Consider the following 18,985-nt stretch of genomic DNA (forward strand, 5'->3'; position numbering starts at 1 on the left):
AGGGGGGAGGAACGGAAGCGGAACCCCCCTGTGATCCCCCCTTGAAAGGGGGGATGGGGTGCGAGCATTAGCGAGGGGTGGCGCGCGCGGTGTAGCCCATTGCTGCTCAGATTACGTCATCGAGCCGTTATGGTTGGCCAGAGTGCTCACAGGTAGCGCCGACCCTACGTGGTCACCAAATGACCGTATCGACCATGAAGTCCTTAAGACTCCGCGATTTCAACTACTCGAATCCGGGCGCGTATTTCGTGACGATTTGCCTCCATCATGGCGACAGTCGTTTCGGCGATGTGCTCGATGATCGCGTGGCCTTGAACGACGCGGGATTAATGGCGATGGATTGGTGGAACGAGCTTGCCTGCAAGTACCCGGGCGTACGTCTCGATGAGTTCATCGTGATGCCCAATCACCTGCACGGAATCATCTTCATCACCGACGGCCTCGAATCCTCGCGGGTAGAGGCGGCCCTGAGTGGTCGCCACGATACGCGGGTAGAGGCGGCCCTACGTGGCCGCCCGTCACCGACTCCCGATACCCCCCCGAATCTCTCTCGCATCCTCGACTGGTACAAAACGATGACCACGAACTCGTACATCCGTGGTGTCAAGGCGTTGGACTGGCCTCGCTTCGACGGCCATCTCTGGCAGCGCTCGTTCTACGACCGGATCATCACCCGCGAGCGCACGCTTGAGCTCATGCGGCAGTACATTCAATTGAACCCGCTCCGTTGGCCGCAGGATCGTGAACACCCGCGCTTGCGTGAAATGCGGGCGGGGGCCTCCCCACGCGCATAGGTGTGACGGTTTCGGAAAGGCGACCACGTAGGGTCGCCTCTACCCTTTCGCCTCAACCTTTTCGCCCAGGTGTGACGGTTCCCGGACGGGCGACCACATAGGGTCGCCTCTACCCTTCACGACGAGTACATCAGCCACTAAACATGCCGTGTCCGTATCCAGAATGTAATCGCGAATCGTACAGAGACCTCAACCCGCTTGAGGCGAAGTGCATCTTTCATGCGGAACAGAAGGATGCGCAGAAGTTTCGGGATGCGCTGGCGAAGTTGATTTGGGGGTGGTATCGGGGGAAGGCGGACGCGTTCACCAGAAGGAAGAACGATGGACTCAACATTCTTCAGCGAGTCAACCGGGCTCTACTTCTACAGTGCCTTGTTTCAGGGGAACATGGCATTGCTGGGTGTATTGGCCGTATTCCTGGTTTTCAGGCTGCAGGCACATGAACATAGCGTGAATTCCGCCTTGGGCCGCATGGCAGATTACGCCAGAGATGTCTTCGTCTCTCGTAACCAGGCGCCCATTCCACTCAGGACGACTTCGGTTTGGGAGCTCTCAGATTCTATTCGCACTTGGGCAATGAAACCGAAGACAGGAGGTCCAGTTGAAGGCTACGATGTCGACGCCATAGTTGATACTGCACTGCTACTTCAGAATGATCGGCAGTTTTGCGATCTTGTTGCAACTGCTTCTGGAGCTGAGATGCTTGCCATGGTCATCCTGAGAAGATTCACGCTTTCCGCCTCGCTGATCGTCGGTGTGATTGTCATGTCCTTAGTCGCAATGCCGCTTGCTGTTGTGATTCACGAGATTGACATCTGTGTAGAAGCACTGTGTTTTGCGATCACCATTCTGACTCAACTGGTTGCGTTGTACCTATCGGTCGCTTACATTCGATTCGCGGGCAATCCAAGTCCCAACGATTTGACGCAGATTCCTCCCGATGTTGTCCGCAATTCTGATGGCAAGTTAGTTAGCCGAAAGATGCGAGGGTTGACTGCGGATAGTGACTGATCGGCCGGTCTCAGATCTCCCATCTTCGTCTGCTGTCGAATCCCCGACGGTTTTCGATCACGTTCTCAATCTTTGCAGTGCGGCGGCGGTTCCGGCATTAGAGAAGAAGAGCGGGGCATGTCAATGCTCAAGAGACATGCCGCCGCAACTCGCGCCGAGCCGGGTTAAGGTCTTCCGCAACCCGGCCGGAATCGGAATCGGTCCTCCAGATCGCTCACGGCTGTGCGGCGCTACTGCACGGGCGTTGCCATCGGCCCCTGCGGTTGACCCTCATCGATCATCTATCATCTTTCATCTATCGGTATGCGTTCGGCGATATCACTGAGCTACACAATTCCGCTGCCGCGTGACGAGTTGATTCCGCGGGGGGAGTTTTTCGCGCATGCGTCGGATGTGCACGGGCGGCTGCACGTGGCGCGGGTGCTCGTGCATGCGCTGCGGCTGATTCAGGCGACGGGGAACGCGCCACGCGAAACGGCGGTGTGGGGTGCGGCGTACTTACACGATCTGGGCCGCGCCCACGACGGCTATTGCCGGATGCACGGTCAATGGTCGATGGATCGGTTTCGGCAAATCGCGGAGATCCGACTCGCGCTGGCGGCGGGCGGCGCGTCTGACGGGCTCCTGCCGGCGATTGAGTATGCCGTGGTGCAGCACTGTCTCGCGCTGGAACCCGCCGCGGCGCATCCGCACTATCTCGTGGCCGCCTTGTTGAAGGACGCGGACGCGCTGGACCGCGTGCGGTTGGGCCAGCTCGATCCGCGCTTTCTGCGGTTTCCGGAATCGCACGGGATGATCCGCTTTGCCGAGCGGCTCTACCGGCGGACGGATGACCGCTTCGATCCGCATGCTGCGCAGTTATTTTCGCAGGTGTGGGACGCGGCGCAGGAGTTGCTGCGGTAGGACGCCGCTCGCGCACGGCGGAGTTTGGCTGCCGTCAATTCCGGCGGGGCACAGTCCCCGCTCGGCGGATTCCGACTTCGGCAACAAGCCCGTGCGGCGCTACGATCTTCATCGTTCATCGTTCATCGTTCATCGTTTCTGCCATGTCCGACTACGCCATTCGACTGAGTAAGCTGCCGCCGTATCTGTTCGCGGAGCTGGAGCGCAAGATCGCGGAGAAGACGCGGCAGGGCCGTGATGTGATCAATCTTGGCATCGGCGACCCGGATTTACCGCCGCCGGACATGTTCACGAAGTCGTTGCAGCGGCACGCGGCCGATCCCGACGCGCACTTATATTCGAGTTCGCGCGGCGATCCACACGTGCGTGGGGCCGTATCCCGGTATTTCAAGGGGCGGTTCGGTGTTGAACTCGATCCGGAGTCGCAGATTTGCGTGGTGTTGGGCGGGAAAGAGGGGCTGGCCTCGCTGGGGCGCGCGTATGTGAATCCGGGCGATATCGTGGCCGTGCCGTCGCCGGCCTATCCGGTGTACGCGCAGGGGATCACGACGCTGTGCGACGGACAGGTGCGTGTGATTTCGCTTCGTCCCGATCATGGTTTTCTGCCTGACTTGAGCGAAGCGGAAGGCGCGCGGATGCTGTTTTTGAACTATCCGAATAATCCGACGGGCGCGATTGCGTCGGATCTATTCTGGGAGCAGCTCGCGGATTTCTGTGATTCGCATCCGGAGACGGTGGTTTGCCACGATCATGCCTACAGCGAGATGACGTTTGGCGACTATGTCGCGCCGTCGCTGTTGGAGCAGACGCCGAATTGCGTGGAGTTGCACTCGCTGTCGAAGGTGTTTAACGCGACCGGATTTCGCATTGGCTTCGCGGTCGGACGGGCGGATATTATCCAGGGGCTGGTACGCGTGAAATCGCAGATTGACTCGGGCGCGCCGCTGCTGATCCAACGGGCGATGGCGGATGGGCTAAGTGAGTATCGCGGGCCGACGCCGCCGCCGGAGGTGCGGAAAATTCGCAATGTCTATGGCGAGCGCCGCGCCTATGCCGAGCAGGCCTTGAGCGAGTTGGGGCTGGACGTGACGCGGAGTCCGGCGACATTTTATGTCTGGGCGCGCGTGGGCGAGGACGAACTGCCGTTTGTGGAGCGCGCGCTGGAGCGTGACGTGGTCGTGAGTCCGGGGCGGGGCTTCGGCCCGGAAGGAATCGGCTACGTGCGGCTGGCACTGACGCAGCCGCTGGCGCGGATTCAGGAAGCGCTGGGGAGGTTGCGGAGGTGAAAGAGACCCGCCCCACTCCCCCCGTGAACGGGGGGGAGTCTGAAAAGAAGTCCCCCGTGAACGGGGGGAAGTCTGATGCGCGGAAGAAGTTATTCAGCGAGAAACCGGCGGGACGGCCGTTGATCTTCGGTCATCGCGGTTCGCCGCAGTGCGCGGCGGAGAACACCCCGGCGTCGTTTGCGGCAGCGTTCGAGCAGGGCGCGGATGGCGTGGAGCTGGACGTGCGGTTGACGCGCGACGATGTGCCGGTGATCTATCACGATGCGGCGCTGAAATGCGGCGACCTGCTGCGCGAGTTGAGCATGAAGGAGTTGCGGAGTTCGCGGTGCGCGGAATGCGTGTGGACGCTGGCCGCGGTGCTGGAACAGCTCGCGGGCCGTGGCTATCTCGACATTGAGCTGAAGGAAGCGGAATCGCCGGAGTTCGTGGTGCCGCTGGCGCGGGCCGCGCTGCCGGCGGACACGTATGTCTATTCGAGCTTTCAGCCCGGCGCGGTGGCACGCTGCCGCGAGCTGGCTCCGGAAGTCCCGGCGATTCTGATCGTGGAGTCGTTGCGTGATCCCGGCGCGGCGTTCGCCATCGCGGAACGCATCGATGCGTCAGGCATTGCACCGTGGCACGAGTTCATCACGCCGCTGGTCGCGGAGTATTTTCACGAGCGGGCGCTGCCGCTGTTCACGTTTACGGTGAACGATCCGGCGGCGGCGCGGCGCCTGGCGGAGTGGGGGCTGGTGGGAATTATCAGCGACGTACCGGGGGAGGTGCGGCAGGCGTTCGGGTAAGTCATCCGCTCTGATTCCGGCCGGGTTGCGCGGACTTAACCCGGCTCGGCGGAGGCAAAATGCACAAAGCCCCGGTCGTGCGACCGGGGCTTTGCTCAGGAGAACATCGAAGCGATTTACTACTTCAGCAGTACGAACTTCTTCGTGGCACTGAAGCCATTGACATCGAGCTTGTAGAGGTAGACGCCAGAAGCGAACGCACTACCGTCGAAGCTGACGACATGGTGGCCGGCACTCATGTTGGAGTTGGCCAGTGAGGCAATCTGCTGCCCAAGCAGGTTGTACACTTTCAGGCTGGCGAAGCCGTCCTGCAAGAGATCGAAGGCGATCTGCGTTTCCGGGTTGAACGGATTCGGGAAGTTCTGGAGCAACGCGTACTCGGTGACCACGCCGACGGTGGAATTTGGCGTCGCGGCGGTTTGATCCAGCACACCGCGGTTGCCATTGACATCGACGGCTACGAGTTCGTAGCTGTATTCGGTGCCGTTGACGACATCGGAGTCGGTCCACGAGTAGTGGCGTTCGGTGGTGCTGTTACCGGCTCCTTCGAGGGTCGTGACGGTATTACCGTTGCGGACGATTTCGAAGCGCTGGTTGTCGGTCTCGGAGGCGGTGGTCCAATTGAGTTGGACTTCGCGATCGCCGGCGAGGGCCGAGAAGTCGAGCAGATTGACGGCCAGCTGCCGCTCGAAGGTGAGGCAGAAGCAACCGTCGCACCAGCCGAAGATCTCGATCGTCCACGTCGGATTGGGTCCGTCGTGGGCATGACACAGCAGGATATCGAGACACAAATCATTCGACAGTCCGTAGTAGCAACTGTCGTTGAAGCCGTCGCCGCCCAGAATCAGGGTATCCGGCGGAGTGAGCGGATCACAGACGACATCACAGTTGGTCTGCGTCGGAGCGCAGCCATTGCCCCAGACCAGGACCGGCGTGGCCTCGAATCCGGGACGTCCACCACCTTCGAGGGTGATGGTGAAGAAATCACCGGCGCAGACCTGAAAACAGCGCGAGTCACCGGGGTGCATGAAGATGTTTCCGGATTCGCAGGCATACCCGGACGCGGCCATCAGCACCGTCAGCAGTCCGATCAAAAAGATCTTTTTCATCATACAAAGTCTCCCGGGGTGGTGTTCACGTTTCAAGCTTCGTTCACATATCCCAAGGGGGGACTTACTTCATGTAGACGAACTTTTTGGTGTCACTGAAGGTGCCGGCGTTGAGGGTGTACATATAGAGCCCTGTGGCGAGACCTTCGGCGGACCAATTGATCGTGTGGACACCGGCGTCCATGTTACGGTCGAGAACGGTGGCGACTTCGCGCCCGAGCAGATCGAAGACCTTCAGCGAGACGCGCTCGGTGTTCAGGATGCTGAACGAGAAGCTGGTCTGGCTGTTGAAGGGATTCGGGAAGTTCTGGGCCAGGGCGTAGCTGCCGACGAGGCCGGACTGCGGCGTGGCGCTCTTCACGACGGCGACACCGCCTTCATGATAGACGTGGTTGCCGTTGGCATCGACCCAGTTGAGCTTGTAGTAGTAGGTGACGCCGTTGACGACGTTGTTGTCGGTCCAGTTGTAGTTGCGCGCGGTGGTGCTATTTCCGGCGGCTTCCCCGCGATAGACTTCCTCAAAGACGGCCTCGGGCGCGCTGGAGGTTGAGCGGGAGATTACGAACTGGTTGGTGTTGATTTCGGAGCCGGTCGCCCAGTTGAGGGTCACGCTCCGGTCGCCGGCGACGGCATCAAAGCCCGCCATCTCGACGGGGAGGACGAAGTCAGAGCGCCAGATGCAGACGCAGCCGGGGCCTTCGCCGCAATAGGTCATGACCAGAAAGATACGGCAGCCGGGGAAGACGCGGATCCGATAGGTGAACAGGCTGGTGTCCACGCGCGGGCAGTTGGGATCATCGCAATGGGTCTCGTTCGGATCGCACCCGTTGGTGACCGTGACCTGCACGAGGTTGGGGTCGTAGCCTTCGGCTTCGCAGTAGATGGGGATCGAGTAGGTGCCGTGGCAGATCGTGGCGCAGAACGAGGAGTTGATGCGGATCGTGTCGGGCAGGACGGGTGTGCAATCGCCCTGACGATACGTGTACCAGCCGGACTGGGATTGTTCGTCGAGGTTGGCCACGAGGGTATCGTTGACTTCAATCGGCGCGCCGACCGGATTGTAGTCCGCATCGAGCAGCTGAATAATCGTGGAGATGACGTTAATCTCGCCATCCGGCACATGGAAGGTCCGGTTGGGATCCCACGGCGACAAGTCGGCGTCGCAGTAGAATTCGTCCACGTTGTCCGCGTAGCCATTGTAATAGCCGATGGCTCCGCCGGGGTTGGACTGATCCATATAGACGTTGGCGTGGAACGTACCCTGGTCGGTACGGACGTACGCGGTCATCATCTGGGTCGCCACATCAAAGCCCATGAAGGCATATTCGGTCGCGAGACACGACACGGCCATCATCAGCACCGCGAGGGCGGTAAAAATCGTTCTGCTTCTGTTCATCCTGAGGACACTCCTTACAGCTGTTCGACCCGCAAGAATCAGGTCACCGGAAGTGGGCATACCTTATCACCATACTTGTGATGGCTAATATAGTAGTCGGGGTCGTTGATGTCAAGGCTTCTGCCCACACCGCGAAGGTTTTTTGGGTAAGAAGCTTGAAGGTTGCGATAACATAGATAATCACTTCAAACGAATAGAAATATTCGATTTAAATCATTTGATTCTGCGGGATTGTTAAGGACTTCAAACCTGCTGACCCGGGCGAAGTGCCCGATTTGACGCCCGTTGGAAGTGGCTGGGCGCGGGCATGCCTCCTTTGCCGGAAAGTGCGGAGTGTGCGGTGGCGGCGGGGCGGGGAACCGAGGGAGCGAAGTTGGGCAATTCTGACACCCCCTAATCCCCCCCGCGAACGGGGGGGGACCGGGGCGGGTTCCGGCGGGTTGAAGACAACCCGCGCGGCGGGACTCTCCGATTCCGGCCGGGCGAGGCCGCCCGGCTCGGCGAAGAAGAGCAGATGCGCGAAGACGCACACCCCCCCCGGCCCCCCACAGGAGGTGGGGGGAGAGCCGAGGACCGACTACCGGCCGGGCGGGGACGCACGGCTCGGCGGAAAAGAGCAGATGCGCGAAGACGCACACCCCCCGGCCCCCCACAGGAGGTGGGGGGAGAGCCGAGGACCGACTACCGGCCGGGCGGGGACGCACGGCTCGGCGGGGAAGGTCAGAGGGGGCGGCGGGCTTTGAAGCCCTCGTCCAGCGAGTGCCAGTGAGTGATGGTCTCCTCGTCATAGGCCCAGCAGAGATAGACCTCTTCGCGGGCCCGTAGCGCGCGGAAGTCCACAAGTACCGGTTGCAGTCCCTTGAGTTCGACGCCGATTTCGCGCAATTCTTCGCCCAGCGCATCGATTCGCAGACGGATGGTCTCGATTTCGGAGCGTTGCGCGTCGGCGAATTCGTCAAGTTTCATGGCTCCGTAAATGAAGGACAGGCCGCCCTGAATCGCGGAAAGTTGTTCGACACAGTTATGCAGGTCGGCGGCGATGCGGCGGACCAGCGGGAGGGCCTTGCGGGCCTCTTCGAGTGTGAACAAGCGCTGCATCAGGTGGCCACCAGCGTGTCGGCGAAGAACAGCCGCACGGCATTCCGGGTGGTCACGAGATCGACTTCCGCCACCGGTCGGCCGTGGATTTCAGCGAGCTTCAGGGCGACGTCGCGGATGTGCAGCGGTTCGCAGCGCTTGCCGCGAACCGGGACGGGGGCCATGTACGGCGCGTCGGTTTCGAGCAGCAAGCGCTCGAGCGGGAGCCGCGCGGCCAACTCCGGCAGCCGCGAGTTCTTGTAGGTGATATTTCCGGTAAACGAGACGTTCATTCCCTGGTCCAACACGGCGCAGGCGTAGGCATACTCCTCGCTGAAGCAGTGGAAGACGCCGCGGGAGCAGTGCATGGCCCTAACGACGTCGAGCGTCCGCGATCCGGCGGCGCGGTGATGGATGATCGCGGGCAGACCGACGTGATTGGCGAGTTGCAGCATACGTTCGAACAGACGGATCTGGTTTTCGAGATTGGTTTCACCGCGGTAAATATCGAGCCCGATTTCACCCACGGCCACGACGGCGGGATCGCCGACCATGGCTTCGATCCACAGCAGATCGTCCTCGCTCACGCGGTCCACCTCTGACGGATGGACACCGATGGCCGCATAGACGACACCGGGGAAGCGCGTGGCGAGCGCCAGGCACTGTTCGGCGGTGGGTTTGTCCACGGCGATGGTGATCATCTTTTCGACGCCGGCGTCGCGCGCGCGTTGGATCACCGCGTCGAGGTCAGCGTGGAAGTCATCGTAGTAGAGGTGGCAGTGGGTGTCGATCAAGACCGGAACGGGTGACTGATTGCAAAGGACAAGGGAGGGGGGCAGTTGGGGCACTTTGGAGACAAGTGCCGCCGCGAACGCTCGGGCACTGGGGCACTTGGAGACAAGTGCCGCCGCGAACACTCGGGCACTGGGGCACTTGGAGACAAGTGCCGCCGCGAACGTCCGCCCCGATGGGGCACTTGGAGACAAGTGCCGCCAAGAACACTCGGGCAATGGGGGCACTTGGAGACAAGTGCCGCCGCCAACGTCCGCCCCGATGGGGCACTTGGAGACAAGTGCCGCCAAGAACGCGAGTGCCGCCGCGGACGCGAGTGCCGCCAAGCGGCCTCGGGTTTCGCGGGGCGTTGGGGTTGATTTATTCCGGCTCGGCGGCGGAATTCGGAGCTGGCGGCAGCTCGGAGACTCGGTTGGAGAGCTGTTCCCAGACGCGGTCGGCGCGGAGTTTTCGCCAGCGTTCCTGAAAGGCGGCGAACTGCTCGTGGCGAGCGGAGCGGCAACGGGCATCGAGCCATTGGATTCCGGGGAGCAGCGTCTCCATCGGCTTGCCGTGGCCGTGATAGTCCAGCGTGCGCCCGCGCTCTTTTTCGATGAAGCGCGGCAATTGGTCGATCCAGACATCGGCATCGTGAATGTTGCCGAGCAGCTCCTGACAGGCCTTGCAGATTTCGATGTCGGCTTTCAGTTCATCGGCGAAAACCGGACCGAACAGTTCCATGGTGTAGCGGAGGTGCTTGGCGGCGATCCGCATGGCATGATGATCGTCGATGCGGTCGGGATCGTTGACACAGCGTTCCCATTGCAGAAGTTCATCGAGGCGCTCCTGAATGGCGAGGCCGGCCATGGCCGTCAGCTCGCGCGAAGTTTCCGCCGGAGCGTCGGCTTCTTCATCGCTGTCATGAATTGCGAGAATTCCGGCGCGGATCCCGTGCAGAATGTCATCGTCCTCGAAGCGGTCGATGGCGCGAATCACTTCCTTTTGCAGGCGTTCGCGGCGCTGACGTTTGCGCAGCAGGACGCGGACGATGCCGGGGATGAGGTGACGGGCCAACTCACCCCCCCCTGCCCCCCCGTGAACGGGGGGGTGCCCCAAGGTAGCCCCCCCAATCGAGTTGGGGGGGGACTCAGATGAGTCGGCGCCCCCTCCCTGCCCTTCCGTAAGCGGAGGGGTGCCCATTGTGATCGTGGGAAGCAGGGATTCCAGAAAGCGGATTTGGACATCGAGATCGCGGGCATCGCCGAGGGCCTGGCGCAAACGGCGCAGCGCGGCATGCCAGCGTTTGAACTGGCGTTCGGGGAAGCAGGGCGCGAATTGATTGAGCGCGATGTTTAGGCGTCGGCTGGCCACGCGCATGCGATGCACGCACTCGGGATCCTTTGCCGCACGGGCGCCGGCGTGTTCTTTGGCGAGTGCGCGCAGGCGTTTGCGGATCGCCTTGGCGGCGAAGCGGCAGAGCGCGGGATCGGGCGGGGAGTCAGACGGTCCGAAATCCAAAATCCGAAATCCGAGTCAGATTATTCTTTCACCAGCAGGACGTGGACGGCTTTGACGACGGCGCGGACTTTGTCCGTGATATTGTTGCGGGAGCCGTAAACCATAGGGAAGCTCCTCAAGAAAACTTGAAACTTGAAACTTGAAACTTGAAACTTGAAACTTGAAACTTGAAACTTGAAACTTGAAACTTGAAACTTGAAACTTGAAACTTGAAACTTGAAACTTGAAACTTGAAGCTTGAAACTTGAAACTTGAAACTTGAAACTTGAAACTTGAAACTTGAAACTTGAAGCTTGAAACTTGAAACTTGAAACTTGAAACTTGAAACTTGAAACTTGAAGCTTGAAACTTGAAACTTGAAACTTGAAGCTTGAAGCTTGAAACTTGAAACTTGAAACTTGAAACTTGAAGCTTGAAACTTGAAACTTGAAACTTGAAGCTTGAAGCTTGAAACTTGAAACTTGAAACTTGAAACTTGAAGCTTGAAGCTTGAAACTTGAAACTTGAAACTTGAAACTTGAAGCTTGAAACTTGAAACTTGAAACTTGAAAGGCTGATGCGCGAAGACGCGCACCCCGCCGGCCCCCACTGGATGTGGGGGGAGAGCCGAGATCCGATTCCGGCCGCGCGAGGACGCACGGCTCGGCGGTGGGAAACTCAGCGGTGGGCGGCTTCGAGTTGCTCAGCCTCGACGATGGTGGCGTGAATCTTTTTGAGCAGCAACATCAGCACTGCAAAAGCCGCGAGGGAGGCGATCACCAACAGGAAGAAGAAGCTGCTGTGGGCCATCCTGGTCCAGGCGACGCCGACCTGTCCGGCGAGCCAGCCGCCGAGGGAGGTTGCCGCGAACCAGCCACCCATCATCAGGCCCTGCTTGTGCGCGGGAGCGAGTTTGGAAACGAGCGACAGACCCATCGGCGACAGACAGAGTTCGGCAATCGTGATCGTGGCATAGGTGCTGATGAGCCAGCCGGAACTGACGCGGCCGACGTCGCCGCCGACCCACCCGGCAACCGCCATAATCATGTACGCCGCGGCGGTGAGCAGCATGCCGATGGCGATTTTGGAGGAGGTGGCGGGTTCGAGTTTGCGGCCGCGCAGGAAGCTCCAGAAGCGCACGAGCAGGGGTGTAAAGAGCAGGATGAAGAACGGGTTGACGGACTGGAAGATCTCCGGCGACAGCGAGGTTTCGGTGCAATCGCGGGCCCAGAAGGTCAGGGTATAGCCATTTTGCTTGAAGGCGATCCAGAACACGACGACCACCGCAAAGATCAGCAAGAGGGCCGTGATGCGGTCGCGCTCCTGTTTGGGGGTCAGCTCGACGGACGAGCGGTTCTTTTGAGTTGAACGCGTGCCGGGGGTAATATCTCCCGCGAGCACATGCCGCTTGAAGATATGAAAGATTGCGAGGGAAAACAACATGCCGATGCCCGCCGCGCCAAAGGCGTAATGCCAGCCGAAATGGGCGCGCAGGTAGGCGGCGACGAGGGGAGAAGCGAAGGCTCCCAGATTGATCCCCATGTAGAAGATGTTGTAGGCATCGTCGCGCTTTTCGGGCAGATCGTGGTAGAGGTTGCCGAGAATGGTCGAGATGTTGGGTTTGAAGAGGCCGTTGCCGATGATTAAGCAAATCAGGCCGGTGAAGAAGAACGGCAACGAGGCGAAGGCCAGCGAGAGATGGCCGAGGCCCATGATCACGCCGCCGAGGTAGATGGCCTTGCGGAAGCCGAGGAAGCGGTCCGCGAGCCAGCCGCCGATCAGCGGAGTGAAATAGACGAGGCCAATGTAACCGCCGTAGATCTGGCCGATCGTGCTGTTCTCGAAGTGCAGGCTCTCATCCATGTAGAGCGTGAGGATGGAGAGCATGCAGTAGAAGCTGAAGCGTTCCCACATTTCGGTGAAGAACAGGACGGGGAGGCCGGGGGGGTGGCGCATGGCGGGGGGATGCGAAAATTGAAAATCGAAAATTGAAAATTGAAGTTCCGAGGGCGAACAAACGGCAAACCAAAAAGGCCGAGCGGGGCAGGTCAATGCTCAAGAGACCTGCCGCCGCGAAGAAGCTATTCATACCTGAAGCTCTTACGACCGTCATCCCGGACCCCGCGGTCTTCAGCGGGAGTCCGGGACCTCTCGGAGAGATTCCCGAGGGCCCGAGAGGTTCTGGACTTTCGCCGAAGACGGCGAAGTCCAGAATGACAGAATTAGGATTGCTCGTCCTAGAGGGAGGACCAATCGGCGGCCAGGTCGTTCCAGTTCGGATTCATAGACTCGATCAGCTTGACCTTCCAAGCCCGAGGCCACCACTTCAGTCGTTTCTCGCGCGTGATCGCAGATCGAATATCGCTGGTTACTTCGTAATGGACCAATCGGTGCATTCTATATTTCTTGGTAAACCCCTCGACCAATCCGTGCTTGTGCTCGTACAAACGGCGTTCGAGATTATTCGTGACGCCAATGTAAATGCCCCGATTGGTATTGCTGAGCATGTACACGAAGAAGCTATTCATACCTGAAGCTCTTACGACCGTCATCCCGGACCCCGCGGTCTTCAGCGGGAGTCCGGGACCTCTCGGAGAGATTCTCGAAGGCCCGAGAGGTTCTGGACATCCGCCGAAGACGGCGAAGTCCAGAATGACAGAATTGCGTCGGCAATGTCCAGAATGACATGGGCGGCAGCGTTTGAAGCGGCGGCGCGAACGCACTGTCGGTGATCCTTCACCGCGCAAGTCGGAAGAGCGCGGTTCTGGATGACAGTGTGTTAAGCGTTGCCCTGTGTGATTTAGTGTTAGTGGATCAGCGATTGCTTCGGATGGGGCACTTGGAGACAAGTGCCGCCAAGGAATTTTCCGAGCGGGGCAGGTCAATGCTCAAGAGACCTGCCGCCGCGAGTCAATGGACGCGCGTGCCAAGGCGCGCGCTACAAGATTGCCAGTTCGCTGCCCGGATAATAGTGATCGAGAATCTGCTCGACGGTCCGGCCGGCTTTGGCCATGGCGGCGGCGCCGAGTTGGCAGAGGCCGACGCCGTGCCCCCAGCCGCCGCCGGTGAGGGTGATCTGGTCATCGACCTCATCGACCACGAAGCAGCTGGAGGGGAGGTGCGAAGGAGATAACGCACGGCGGATGTTTAACTCTCCGTAAAGCGTCAGGGATGAGGGATGAGGGATGAGGGATGAGGCCGGCTCCAACGATGAACGAGGAACGAGGAACGATGAGTCCGAAGCGGAGCCTTGAATCTTCAGGATTAGGATGCGGCCGGAGGCGGCGCGTTTGCGGACTTCGAGGGATTGCACGGAGCCAATATTGGCTCCGGTTTTCCTGGCGATCAGCTCGCCGAGCTGGACGCGGGTGTAGCGGAACTTCCAGCGGTACAGCGGGTCCTTGTCCCACGGTTCCGGGTAGGGATGCAGTTGGCCGTCACACCACGCGGGCGGATGCGACAACACGAACGCGCGCGCGTTTTTTTCGTCCGTGAGATCGGGGACCGGGAAGTCGCCGCAGGCGCGGACGGCGAAATACGGATGATCGTCCTCGCCCCAGCACGCTTCATACCGTTCGCTGATGCCGCCGCAGGACTTGGCGTAGCGGGCGTCCACGATGCGAAGGGATGAGGGATGAGGGATGAGGGATGAAGCGGACTCGGATTCCACCGATGAACGATGAACGATGAACGATGTGTCCGTCACTAACACTCGTCCTGCTGACTCGCGGATCGGAGCAACGACCGCGGTGGCCTCGCGCGACACCCCTTGATAGCATTGGCAGTGATCGTCGTTGCAGAGATCGAAGCCGTCGGCACGATGATGACGGTTGGCCGTGGCGAGAACCGTGGAACGTGCGGCAATCGCCTGCGCCTGCGAAAACGCGGGCGGCAGATCACTGCGCATTTCGCTCCCGACGGCGCTCTCGAGATAGTGCTCGAGCGGGAGGCGGTTCGAGGCGGTTAGCGCGAGCCCCCCCCCTGCCCCCCCGTGAACGGAGGGGTGGCCGAAAATTCGCAGTGCGCCGCGATATTCGAGGGTCTCTTTGCGTTCCCAGTGGAAGCCGCGACCGATGGGAACGTGATGCAGAGCGAAGCGCGCGGAGTCGCTCAAGGGACGAGCGGTGAGACGGATGAGTTGGGTGGAGAGGTCGTTGAGGGAGCAGGCGAACAGATTTCCCCCCTTAGTCCCCCCACTGGATGTGGGGGGAGACCCGAGTTCCGATTCACTGAGCGGAACGACGGTGAAGCCGAAGGGGTTCAGCGCGGCGACGGTGCGCAATTGAGTTAACAGCGGTTCGGCGTCACCACGGCTGGCAAGTTTGACGACGGGCCACCAGACGCGGTTGTCGAATGTCTGCGAACCGGTTTGCCACATGCGGCCAGCCTCCAGCACATCGACGCCATCGCCGGACAGCGCGGTGGGAACATGATTCAGCACACGCGCGGCGGACTCGGGCGAAAAACATTCGGCGAGGCGGATGGCGAAGCCGAGACCCCCCTTTGTCCCCCCATCAGAATGGGGGGATTCAGATTCTCCCCCCCCGGCCCCCCCACAGGATGTGGGGGGGAGAAAAGCGGAGAAGGCGCCGCTGACTCTATCGAGATCGAATTTGCGATTGCAGTCGGTCCAGCCTTCCACGGCGAAGTCGCCGCGGAGTTCACCGGTGATTTGGGCTTCGCCCCAGAGTAAACCAATATCTACAGTAATCATTTTGGGAAGGAACAGGGAACAAGGAAGAAGGAAGAAACCGAATCCGACACCCCCCAATGATCCCCCCTTGAAAGGGGGGATGGCTGTCAGCGCGTGGGCGAAGACGGCGGCGGCGGTAACGAGGTTGAGGCTCTCGGCATGGCCGCGGCGTTCGAGGGTGAGGCGATGGGTGCACTTCATCGCGATCTCGTCGGATAAGCCGCGGGATTCGTGGCCGAGAACGAGGATACCCCCCCCCTGCCCCCCCAAGCGAGTTGGGGGGGAGTCCGAGGCGGCTTCCGGCGGGGTGAGGGCACCCCGCTCGGCGGCTCGACCCCCCTACGTTCCCCCTTTGAACGGGGGGGTGGCTGTCAGCGTGTTCGCGAAGACGGCGGCGGCGGTGACGAGGTTGAGGCTCTCGGCGTGGCCGCGGCGTTCGAGGGTGAGACGATGCGTGCACTTCATCGCGAGCTCGTCGGATAAGCCGCGGGATTCGTGGCCGAGAACGAGGATACCCCCCCCCTGCCCCCCCAAGCGAGTTGGGGGGGAGTAGGAAGATAGCGGAGTGCCGCCATGGGAGACTAAGGCGACGCTCTCGCCGGGCCATTCGTCGAGCAGGTCGAGCAAATCGCAATGCTCGCGGACGGGCTGATGGAACAGCGAGCCCATCGAGCCGCGCACGACCTTGCCGTTCCAGATGTCGGCGGAATCGCGGCCGAGATAGAGACAGCTCGCGCCGAAGAAATCGGCGACGCGAATCAGCGCGCCGCAATTGCCGGGATCGGAGACCTGCTCGCAGGCGATTGCCAATCCGGATTTGAGCGGCGGCAGGCTGAACATCTTGGCCACCGCGACGACGCCCTGACTGGCTTCGAGTTTGGTGATGCGCTCGAACGATTCGGAATTGACGCGATAGATCGGCGCGCGCAAATCGCCGAACTGATTGGCCCATTCATCGGCTTTGGCCGATTGCAGCAAAATTGCTTCGAGCTTGAGCTGTGCATCGAGCGCTTCGCCGGTGCAGACTTCGCCTTCGATCAGAAACTGGCCGAGTTCGCGGCGGTGTTTCTTCTGCGAAAGTTTGGCCCAGTCGGAAAGCTGTTTGCGGGTGGGGGTTAGGAAGTCCACTGAAAAAACTTGAAATTTGAAACTTGAAACTTGAAATCAGAGCAACCAAGTGGTTAAGGTACCAAGATGGATGACGGGAGCCAGCCGAGATCGTTGTTTGCGGTGCGGCACCAGTACCAGCCGCCGACTTCGCGCAGAATCTCGAGCAGGTCGCCGACACGGATGGTCAGCTCTTGGGCGGTGTAAGCTTCGAGCAGCGTGGCGCGCTCGCCGTCGATGCTCAGAAACGATTCGTGCGTCCAGCCGCTGCGGCCATCGGCGGCGGTGGTCCAGATCCAGCCGGGGTATTCGTCGTCACGCTGACCGAGCCTGAACACGTCGCCGCGAACGCTGCTGATCGGGTTCTTGTACTGCGGGGAATAGGAAGTGAGGGCGGTGGGCATCGACGGAAAAGTATTAGAAATGAGATCTGAGAATGCCAAATTCCCCCCCCTGCCCCCCCGCTGAAGCGGAGGGGGTGGAAGAGCGCGAAGCCAGGCGACGCAGTCGGCCCCTACGAGTGGTGTACCTTACGTCGTCCTCAAGTATCCCTCTTTCAAGAGGCCGAAGGAGCCGATGGCGGCGAGGATGAAGTAGATGACGGCGGGCGTGGGGTCGAGTAGCAGCGCGTAGCCGCCGCCGAGCGTGAGGCCGAAGACGCAAAGCATGCCCCAGGCAAACCCGCGCAGGGGTTTGGCCACGGGCGCGGCGGCGGGGACGATGCGGCCATGTTCGCGGCCCCAGCGGCGGACGTTGGTCCAAAGGCCTACGGGTGCGGTGCGGCGATAGAACTCGGCGAGCGTTTCCAGCGGCACGGGCTTGGTGAGCAGGGTGACCGTGATCCAGATCGCGGCGGAGCCGAAGGTGATGATGAGCAATTTCGCGCCGTAGCCGGACGTGTAGATCAGCGGCAGGCCGAGCGTGATCACACTCGAGGCAATCATGGCGGAGATTTCGGTCCACGCATTGACACGCCACCAGAACCAGCGGAGAATATAGACGGGGCCGGTGCCCGCGCCGAAGGCGATCACGAATTTGAAGGCATCGGTGACGGACTCGGTGAAGTAGGCGGCGAGTCCGGCGGCGATCAGCACGATCGTGGTGGCGACTTTGCTGGAGAAGATGTAGTGCTTGTCGGTGCGACCCGGCGCGAGATGCACCTTGTAAACATCGCTGACGAGGTAGCTCGCGCCCCAGTTCAACTGTGTGGAAATCGTACTCATGAACGCGGCCAGCAGCGAAGCCACCAGCAGGCCCTTGAGACCGGAAGGCAGAATCTCCATCATGAGCTTGGGATAGGCCATCTCGGGATCAGCGATGGTCGGATAGATCAGCAGTGAGGCGAGCGCGGTGAGAATCCACGGCCAGCTGCGGCCCGCGACATTGGTGAAGCTGTACCAGAGCGTGGCGAGCAGCGCGTGCTGTTCGTTCTTGCAGGAGTTCTGCTTTTGAATCACCTTGCCGCCGCCGTCGGAATTGACATTGGCCCACCAGGTGACGCCGATGTAGGTCACGAAGCCGACGAACGCGGGCTGCCAGAACGAGGCGGAGAAGAAATCGCCGGGACCGGGCTGCGGCGCCATGGCGAGGACGTCGGGCTTGAGCATCGTGGACTCGATGCCGGTTTTGAGGGCCGCGAGACCGCCGACTTCTTCGACCGCGTACCAGGCGAAAATAATGGCGCCGCCCTGCATGATGACATATTGGACGAGATCGGTGAGCGCGACGCCCCACTGACCGGAGAGCAGCGTGTAGAAATAGGCGAGGCCGGTGAAGATGACGATGGCGTCAATCTTCTCCAAACCGACGGCCTGATGCATGATCTTGTACATCGCGAGGATCACCCAGCCCATGGCGATCACGTTGATCGGCAGCGCGAGCCACAGCGCGCGGAAGACCCTGAGGGTCTGCGACGCTTTTCCTGCTCCGTAACGCAGTGTTGTGAGTTCGACGTCGGTCAGAACTTTCGCGCGGCGCCAGAGTGGAGCGAGAAAGAAAGTGGCGAACAGCGAGCCGATGCCGAAGCACCACCACTGCCAGTTTTCATAGATTCCGGCGGTGCGCACGAGCTTGGTCACGTAGAGCGGCGTATCGCACGAAAACGAGGTCGCGACCATCGTCGTTCCGGCAATCCACCACGGCAGCGCGCGACCGGCGAGAAAGTACTCTTCCGTCGATTGGTGCGCGCGTTTGGTCATCAGCAGTCCGACGACGAGGCTGAGGACGTTGTAGACGATGATGATGGACCAGTCGAGGGAGGAGAGACTCATTTAGAAAACTTGAAACTTGAAATTTGAAATGTGAAAGAAGAGAGAGGAGCGGGGCACGTCAGCGGCACAGGATGTTGCTTTCCGATTCCGGCCGGGTTGCGGCAGACCTTAACCCGGCTCGGCGGTTCGCGTTCTTGTGGAGCGTTATTCCGAATGCATGTCCATGCGGCGCTACGGCGGAGGGGGCGGCCCGCGTGTTTTCGGGTTGGCACGGCGAGATTCCGGCAGGGACGCAGTCAATGCTCGGCGGAGCAGAGCGAGCGCCCGCAGTGCGCGGCTGCGAAGCGGA

The 18,985-nt window shown here is 60.7% G+C and carries 16 protein-coding genes; 5 read left to right on the forward strand and 11 right to left on the reverse strand.

The window, feature by feature from the left end:
* Nucleotides 1-179 precede the first annotated feature (179 nt).
* The 5 genes from HZB60_11255 to HZB60_11275 all read left to right on the forward strand — a co-directional run bounded on the left by HZB60_11255 (nucleotide 180) and on the right by HZB60_11275 (nucleotide 4,776).
* Nucleotides 180-794, forward strand: a complete 615-nt coding sequence (locus tag HZB60_11255) for a hypothetical protein (GenBank protein MBI5060343.1) — start codon at nucleotides 180-182, stop codon at nucleotides 792-794.
* A gap of 321 nt (nucleotides 795-1,115) precedes the next feature.
* Nucleotides 1,116-1,805: a hypothetical protein gene (locus HZB60_11260; GenBank protein MBI5060344.1), complete on the forward strand. Its 690-nt coding sequence runs from the start codon at nucleotides 1,116-1,118 to the stop codon at nucleotides 1,803-1,805.
* 303 nt (nucleotides 1,806-2,108) lie between these two features.
* Complete coding sequence (locus tag HZB60_11265) at nucleotides 2,109-2,708, forward strand: hypothetical protein (GenBank protein MBI5060345.1); 600 nt, start codon at nucleotides 2,109-2,111, stop codon at nucleotides 2,706-2,708.
* A 143-nt stretch (nucleotides 2,709-2,851) separates the two neighbouring features.
* Nucleotides 2,852-3,994, forward strand: a complete 1,143-nt coding sequence (locus HZB60_11270) for an aminotransferase class I/II-fold pyridoxal phosphate-dependent enzyme (protein ID MBI5060346.1) — start codon at nucleotides 2,852-2,854, stop codon at nucleotides 3,992-3,994.
* Nucleotides 3,991-4,776, forward strand: coding sequence for a glycerophosphodiester phosphodiesterase (locus HZB60_11275; protein MBI5060347.1), 786 nt, complete (start codon nucleotides 3,991-3,993; stop codon nucleotides 4,774-4,776). Before HZB60_11270 ends, HZB60_11275 begins: the two co-directional genes overlap by 4 nt.
* 119 nt (nucleotides 4,777-4,895) lie before the next feature.
* Here HZB60_11275 and HZB60_11280 read toward each other — a convergent pair whose 3' ends face one another.
* The 11 genes from HZB60_11280 to HZB60_11330 form a co-directional block, all read right to left on the reverse strand.
* Complete coding sequence (locus HZB60_11280) at nucleotides 4,896-5,888, reverse strand: T9SS type A sorting domain-containing protein (GenBank protein MBI5060348.1); 993 nt, start codon at nucleotides 5,886-5,888, stop codon at nucleotides 4,896-4,898.
* 61 nt (nucleotides 5,889-5,949) lie between these two features.
* A complete protein-coding gene (locus HZB60_11285; GenBank protein ID MBI5060349.1) occupies nucleotides 5,950-7,281 on the reverse strand; it encodes a T9SS type A sorting domain-containing protein in 1,332 nt (443 codons plus the stop codon).
* Between the two features lie 720 nt (nucleotides 7,282-8,001).
* Nucleotides 8,002-8,379, reverse strand: coding sequence for a DUF2203 domain-containing protein (locus tag HZB60_11290; GenBank protein ID MBI5060350.1), 378 nt, complete (start codon nucleotides 8,377-8,379; stop codon nucleotides 8,002-8,004).
* Nucleotides 8,379-9,152 carry a TatD family hydrolase gene (locus HZB60_11295; protein ID MBI5060351.1) on the reverse strand — a complete coding sequence of 258 codons (774 nt, stop codon included), beginning with the start codon at nucleotides 9,150-9,152 and terminating at the stop codon, nucleotides 8,379-8,381. Before HZB60_11295 ends, HZB60_11290 begins: the two co-directional genes overlap by 1 nt.
* Before the next feature lie 358 nt (nucleotides 9,153-9,510).
* The gene (locus HZB60_11300) at nucleotides 9,511-10,647 is read right to left on the reverse strand and encodes a CHAD domain-containing protein (GenBank protein ID MBI5060352.1); all 1,137 of its coding nucleotides are present in this window, start codon (nucleotides 10,645-10,647) and stop codon (nucleotides 9,511-9,513) included.
* Nucleotides 10,648-11,304: 657 nt separating this feature from the next.
* Nucleotides 11,305-12,513 carry a peptide MFS transporter gene (locus tag HZB60_11305; protein ID MBI5060353.1) on the reverse strand — a complete coding sequence of 403 codons (1,209 nt, stop codon included), beginning with the start codon at nucleotides 12,511-12,513 and terminating at the stop codon, nucleotides 11,305-11,307.
* 350 nt (nucleotides 12,514-12,863) lie between these two features.
* On the reverse strand, nucleotides 12,864-13,154 hold the full coding sequence (locus tag HZB60_11310; protein ID MBI5060354.1) for a GIY-YIG nuclease family protein: 291 nt from the start codon (nucleotides 13,152-13,154) through the stop codon (nucleotides 12,864-12,866).
* A gap of 410 nt (nucleotides 13,155-13,564) precedes the next feature.
* Complete coding sequence (locus tag HZB60_11315) at nucleotides 13,565-15,589, reverse strand: hypothetical protein (GenBank protein ID MBI5060355.1); 2,025 nt, start codon at nucleotides 15,587-15,589, stop codon at nucleotides 13,565-13,567.
* A 69-nt stretch (nucleotides 15,590-15,658) separates the two neighbouring features.
* A complete protein-coding gene (locus HZB60_11320; GenBank protein ID MBI5060356.1) occupies nucleotides 15,659-16,447 on the reverse strand; it encodes an RNA methyltransferase in 789 nt (262 codons plus the stop codon).
* A gap of 53 nt (nucleotides 16,448-16,500) precedes the next feature.
* Entirely contained in the window at nucleotides 16,501-16,830 is a 330-nt protein-coding gene (locus HZB60_11325) for a hypothetical protein (GenBank protein ID MBI5060357.1), read from the reverse strand.
* A gap of 126 nt (nucleotides 16,831-16,956) precedes the next feature.
* The gene (locus HZB60_11330) at nucleotides 16,957-18,696 is read right to left on the reverse strand and encodes a Na+:solute symporter (protein MBI5060358.1); all 1,740 of its coding nucleotides are present in this window, start codon (nucleotides 18,694-18,696) and stop codon (nucleotides 16,957-16,959) included.
* Nucleotides 18,697-18,985 lie beyond the last annotated feature (289 nt).

The sequence above is a fragment of the candidate division KSB1 bacterium genome (genome assembly GCA_016214895.1).
In the GTDB taxonomy this organism is placed as follows: domain Bacteria; phylum Electryoneota; class RPQS01; order RPQS01; family RPQS01; genus JACRMR01.

Coding starts and splice junctions, on each gene's coding strand:
- HZB60_11330 (MBI5060358.1), bottom strand. CDS start 18,696: ATGAGTCTCTCCTCCCTCGACTGGTCCATCATCATCGTCTACAACGTC.
- HZB60_11270 (MBI5060346.1), top strand. CDS start 2,852: ATGTCCGACTACGCCATTCGACTGAGTAAGCTGCCGCCGTATCTGTTC.
- HZB60_11305 (MBI5060353.1), bottom strand. CDS start 12,513: ATGCTCTCCATCCTCACGCTCTACATGGATGAGAGCCTGCACTTCGAG.
- HZB60_11285 (MBI5060349.1), bottom strand. CDS start 7,281: ATGAACAGAAGCAGAACGATTTTTACCGCCCTCGCGGTGCTGATGATG.
- HZB60_11310 (MBI5060354.1), bottom strand. CDS start 13,154: ATGAATAGCTTCTTCGTGTACATGCTCAGCAATACCAATCGGGGCATT.
- HZB60_11290 (MBI5060350.1), bottom strand. CDS start 8,379: ATGCAGCGCTTGTTCACACTCGAAGAGGCCCGCAAGGCCCTCCCGCTG.
- HZB60_11255 (MBI5060343.1), top strand. CDS start 180: ATGACCGTATCGACCATGAAGTCCTTAAGACTCCGCGATTTCAACTAC.
- HZB60_11280 (MBI5060348.1), bottom strand. CDS start 5,888: ATGATGAAAAAGATCTTTTTGATCGGACTGCTGACGGTGCTGATGGCC.
- HZB60_11325 (MBI5060357.1), bottom strand. CDS start 16,830: ATGCCCACCGCCCTCACTTCCTATTCCCCGCAGTACAAGAACCCGATC.
- HZB60_11260 (MBI5060344.1), top strand. CDS start 1,116: ATGGACTCAACATTCTTCAGCGAGTCAACCGGGCTCTACTTCTACAGT.
- HZB60_11265 (MBI5060345.1), top strand. CDS start 2,109: ATGCGTTCGGCGATATCACTGAGCTACACAATTCCGCTGCCGCGTGAC.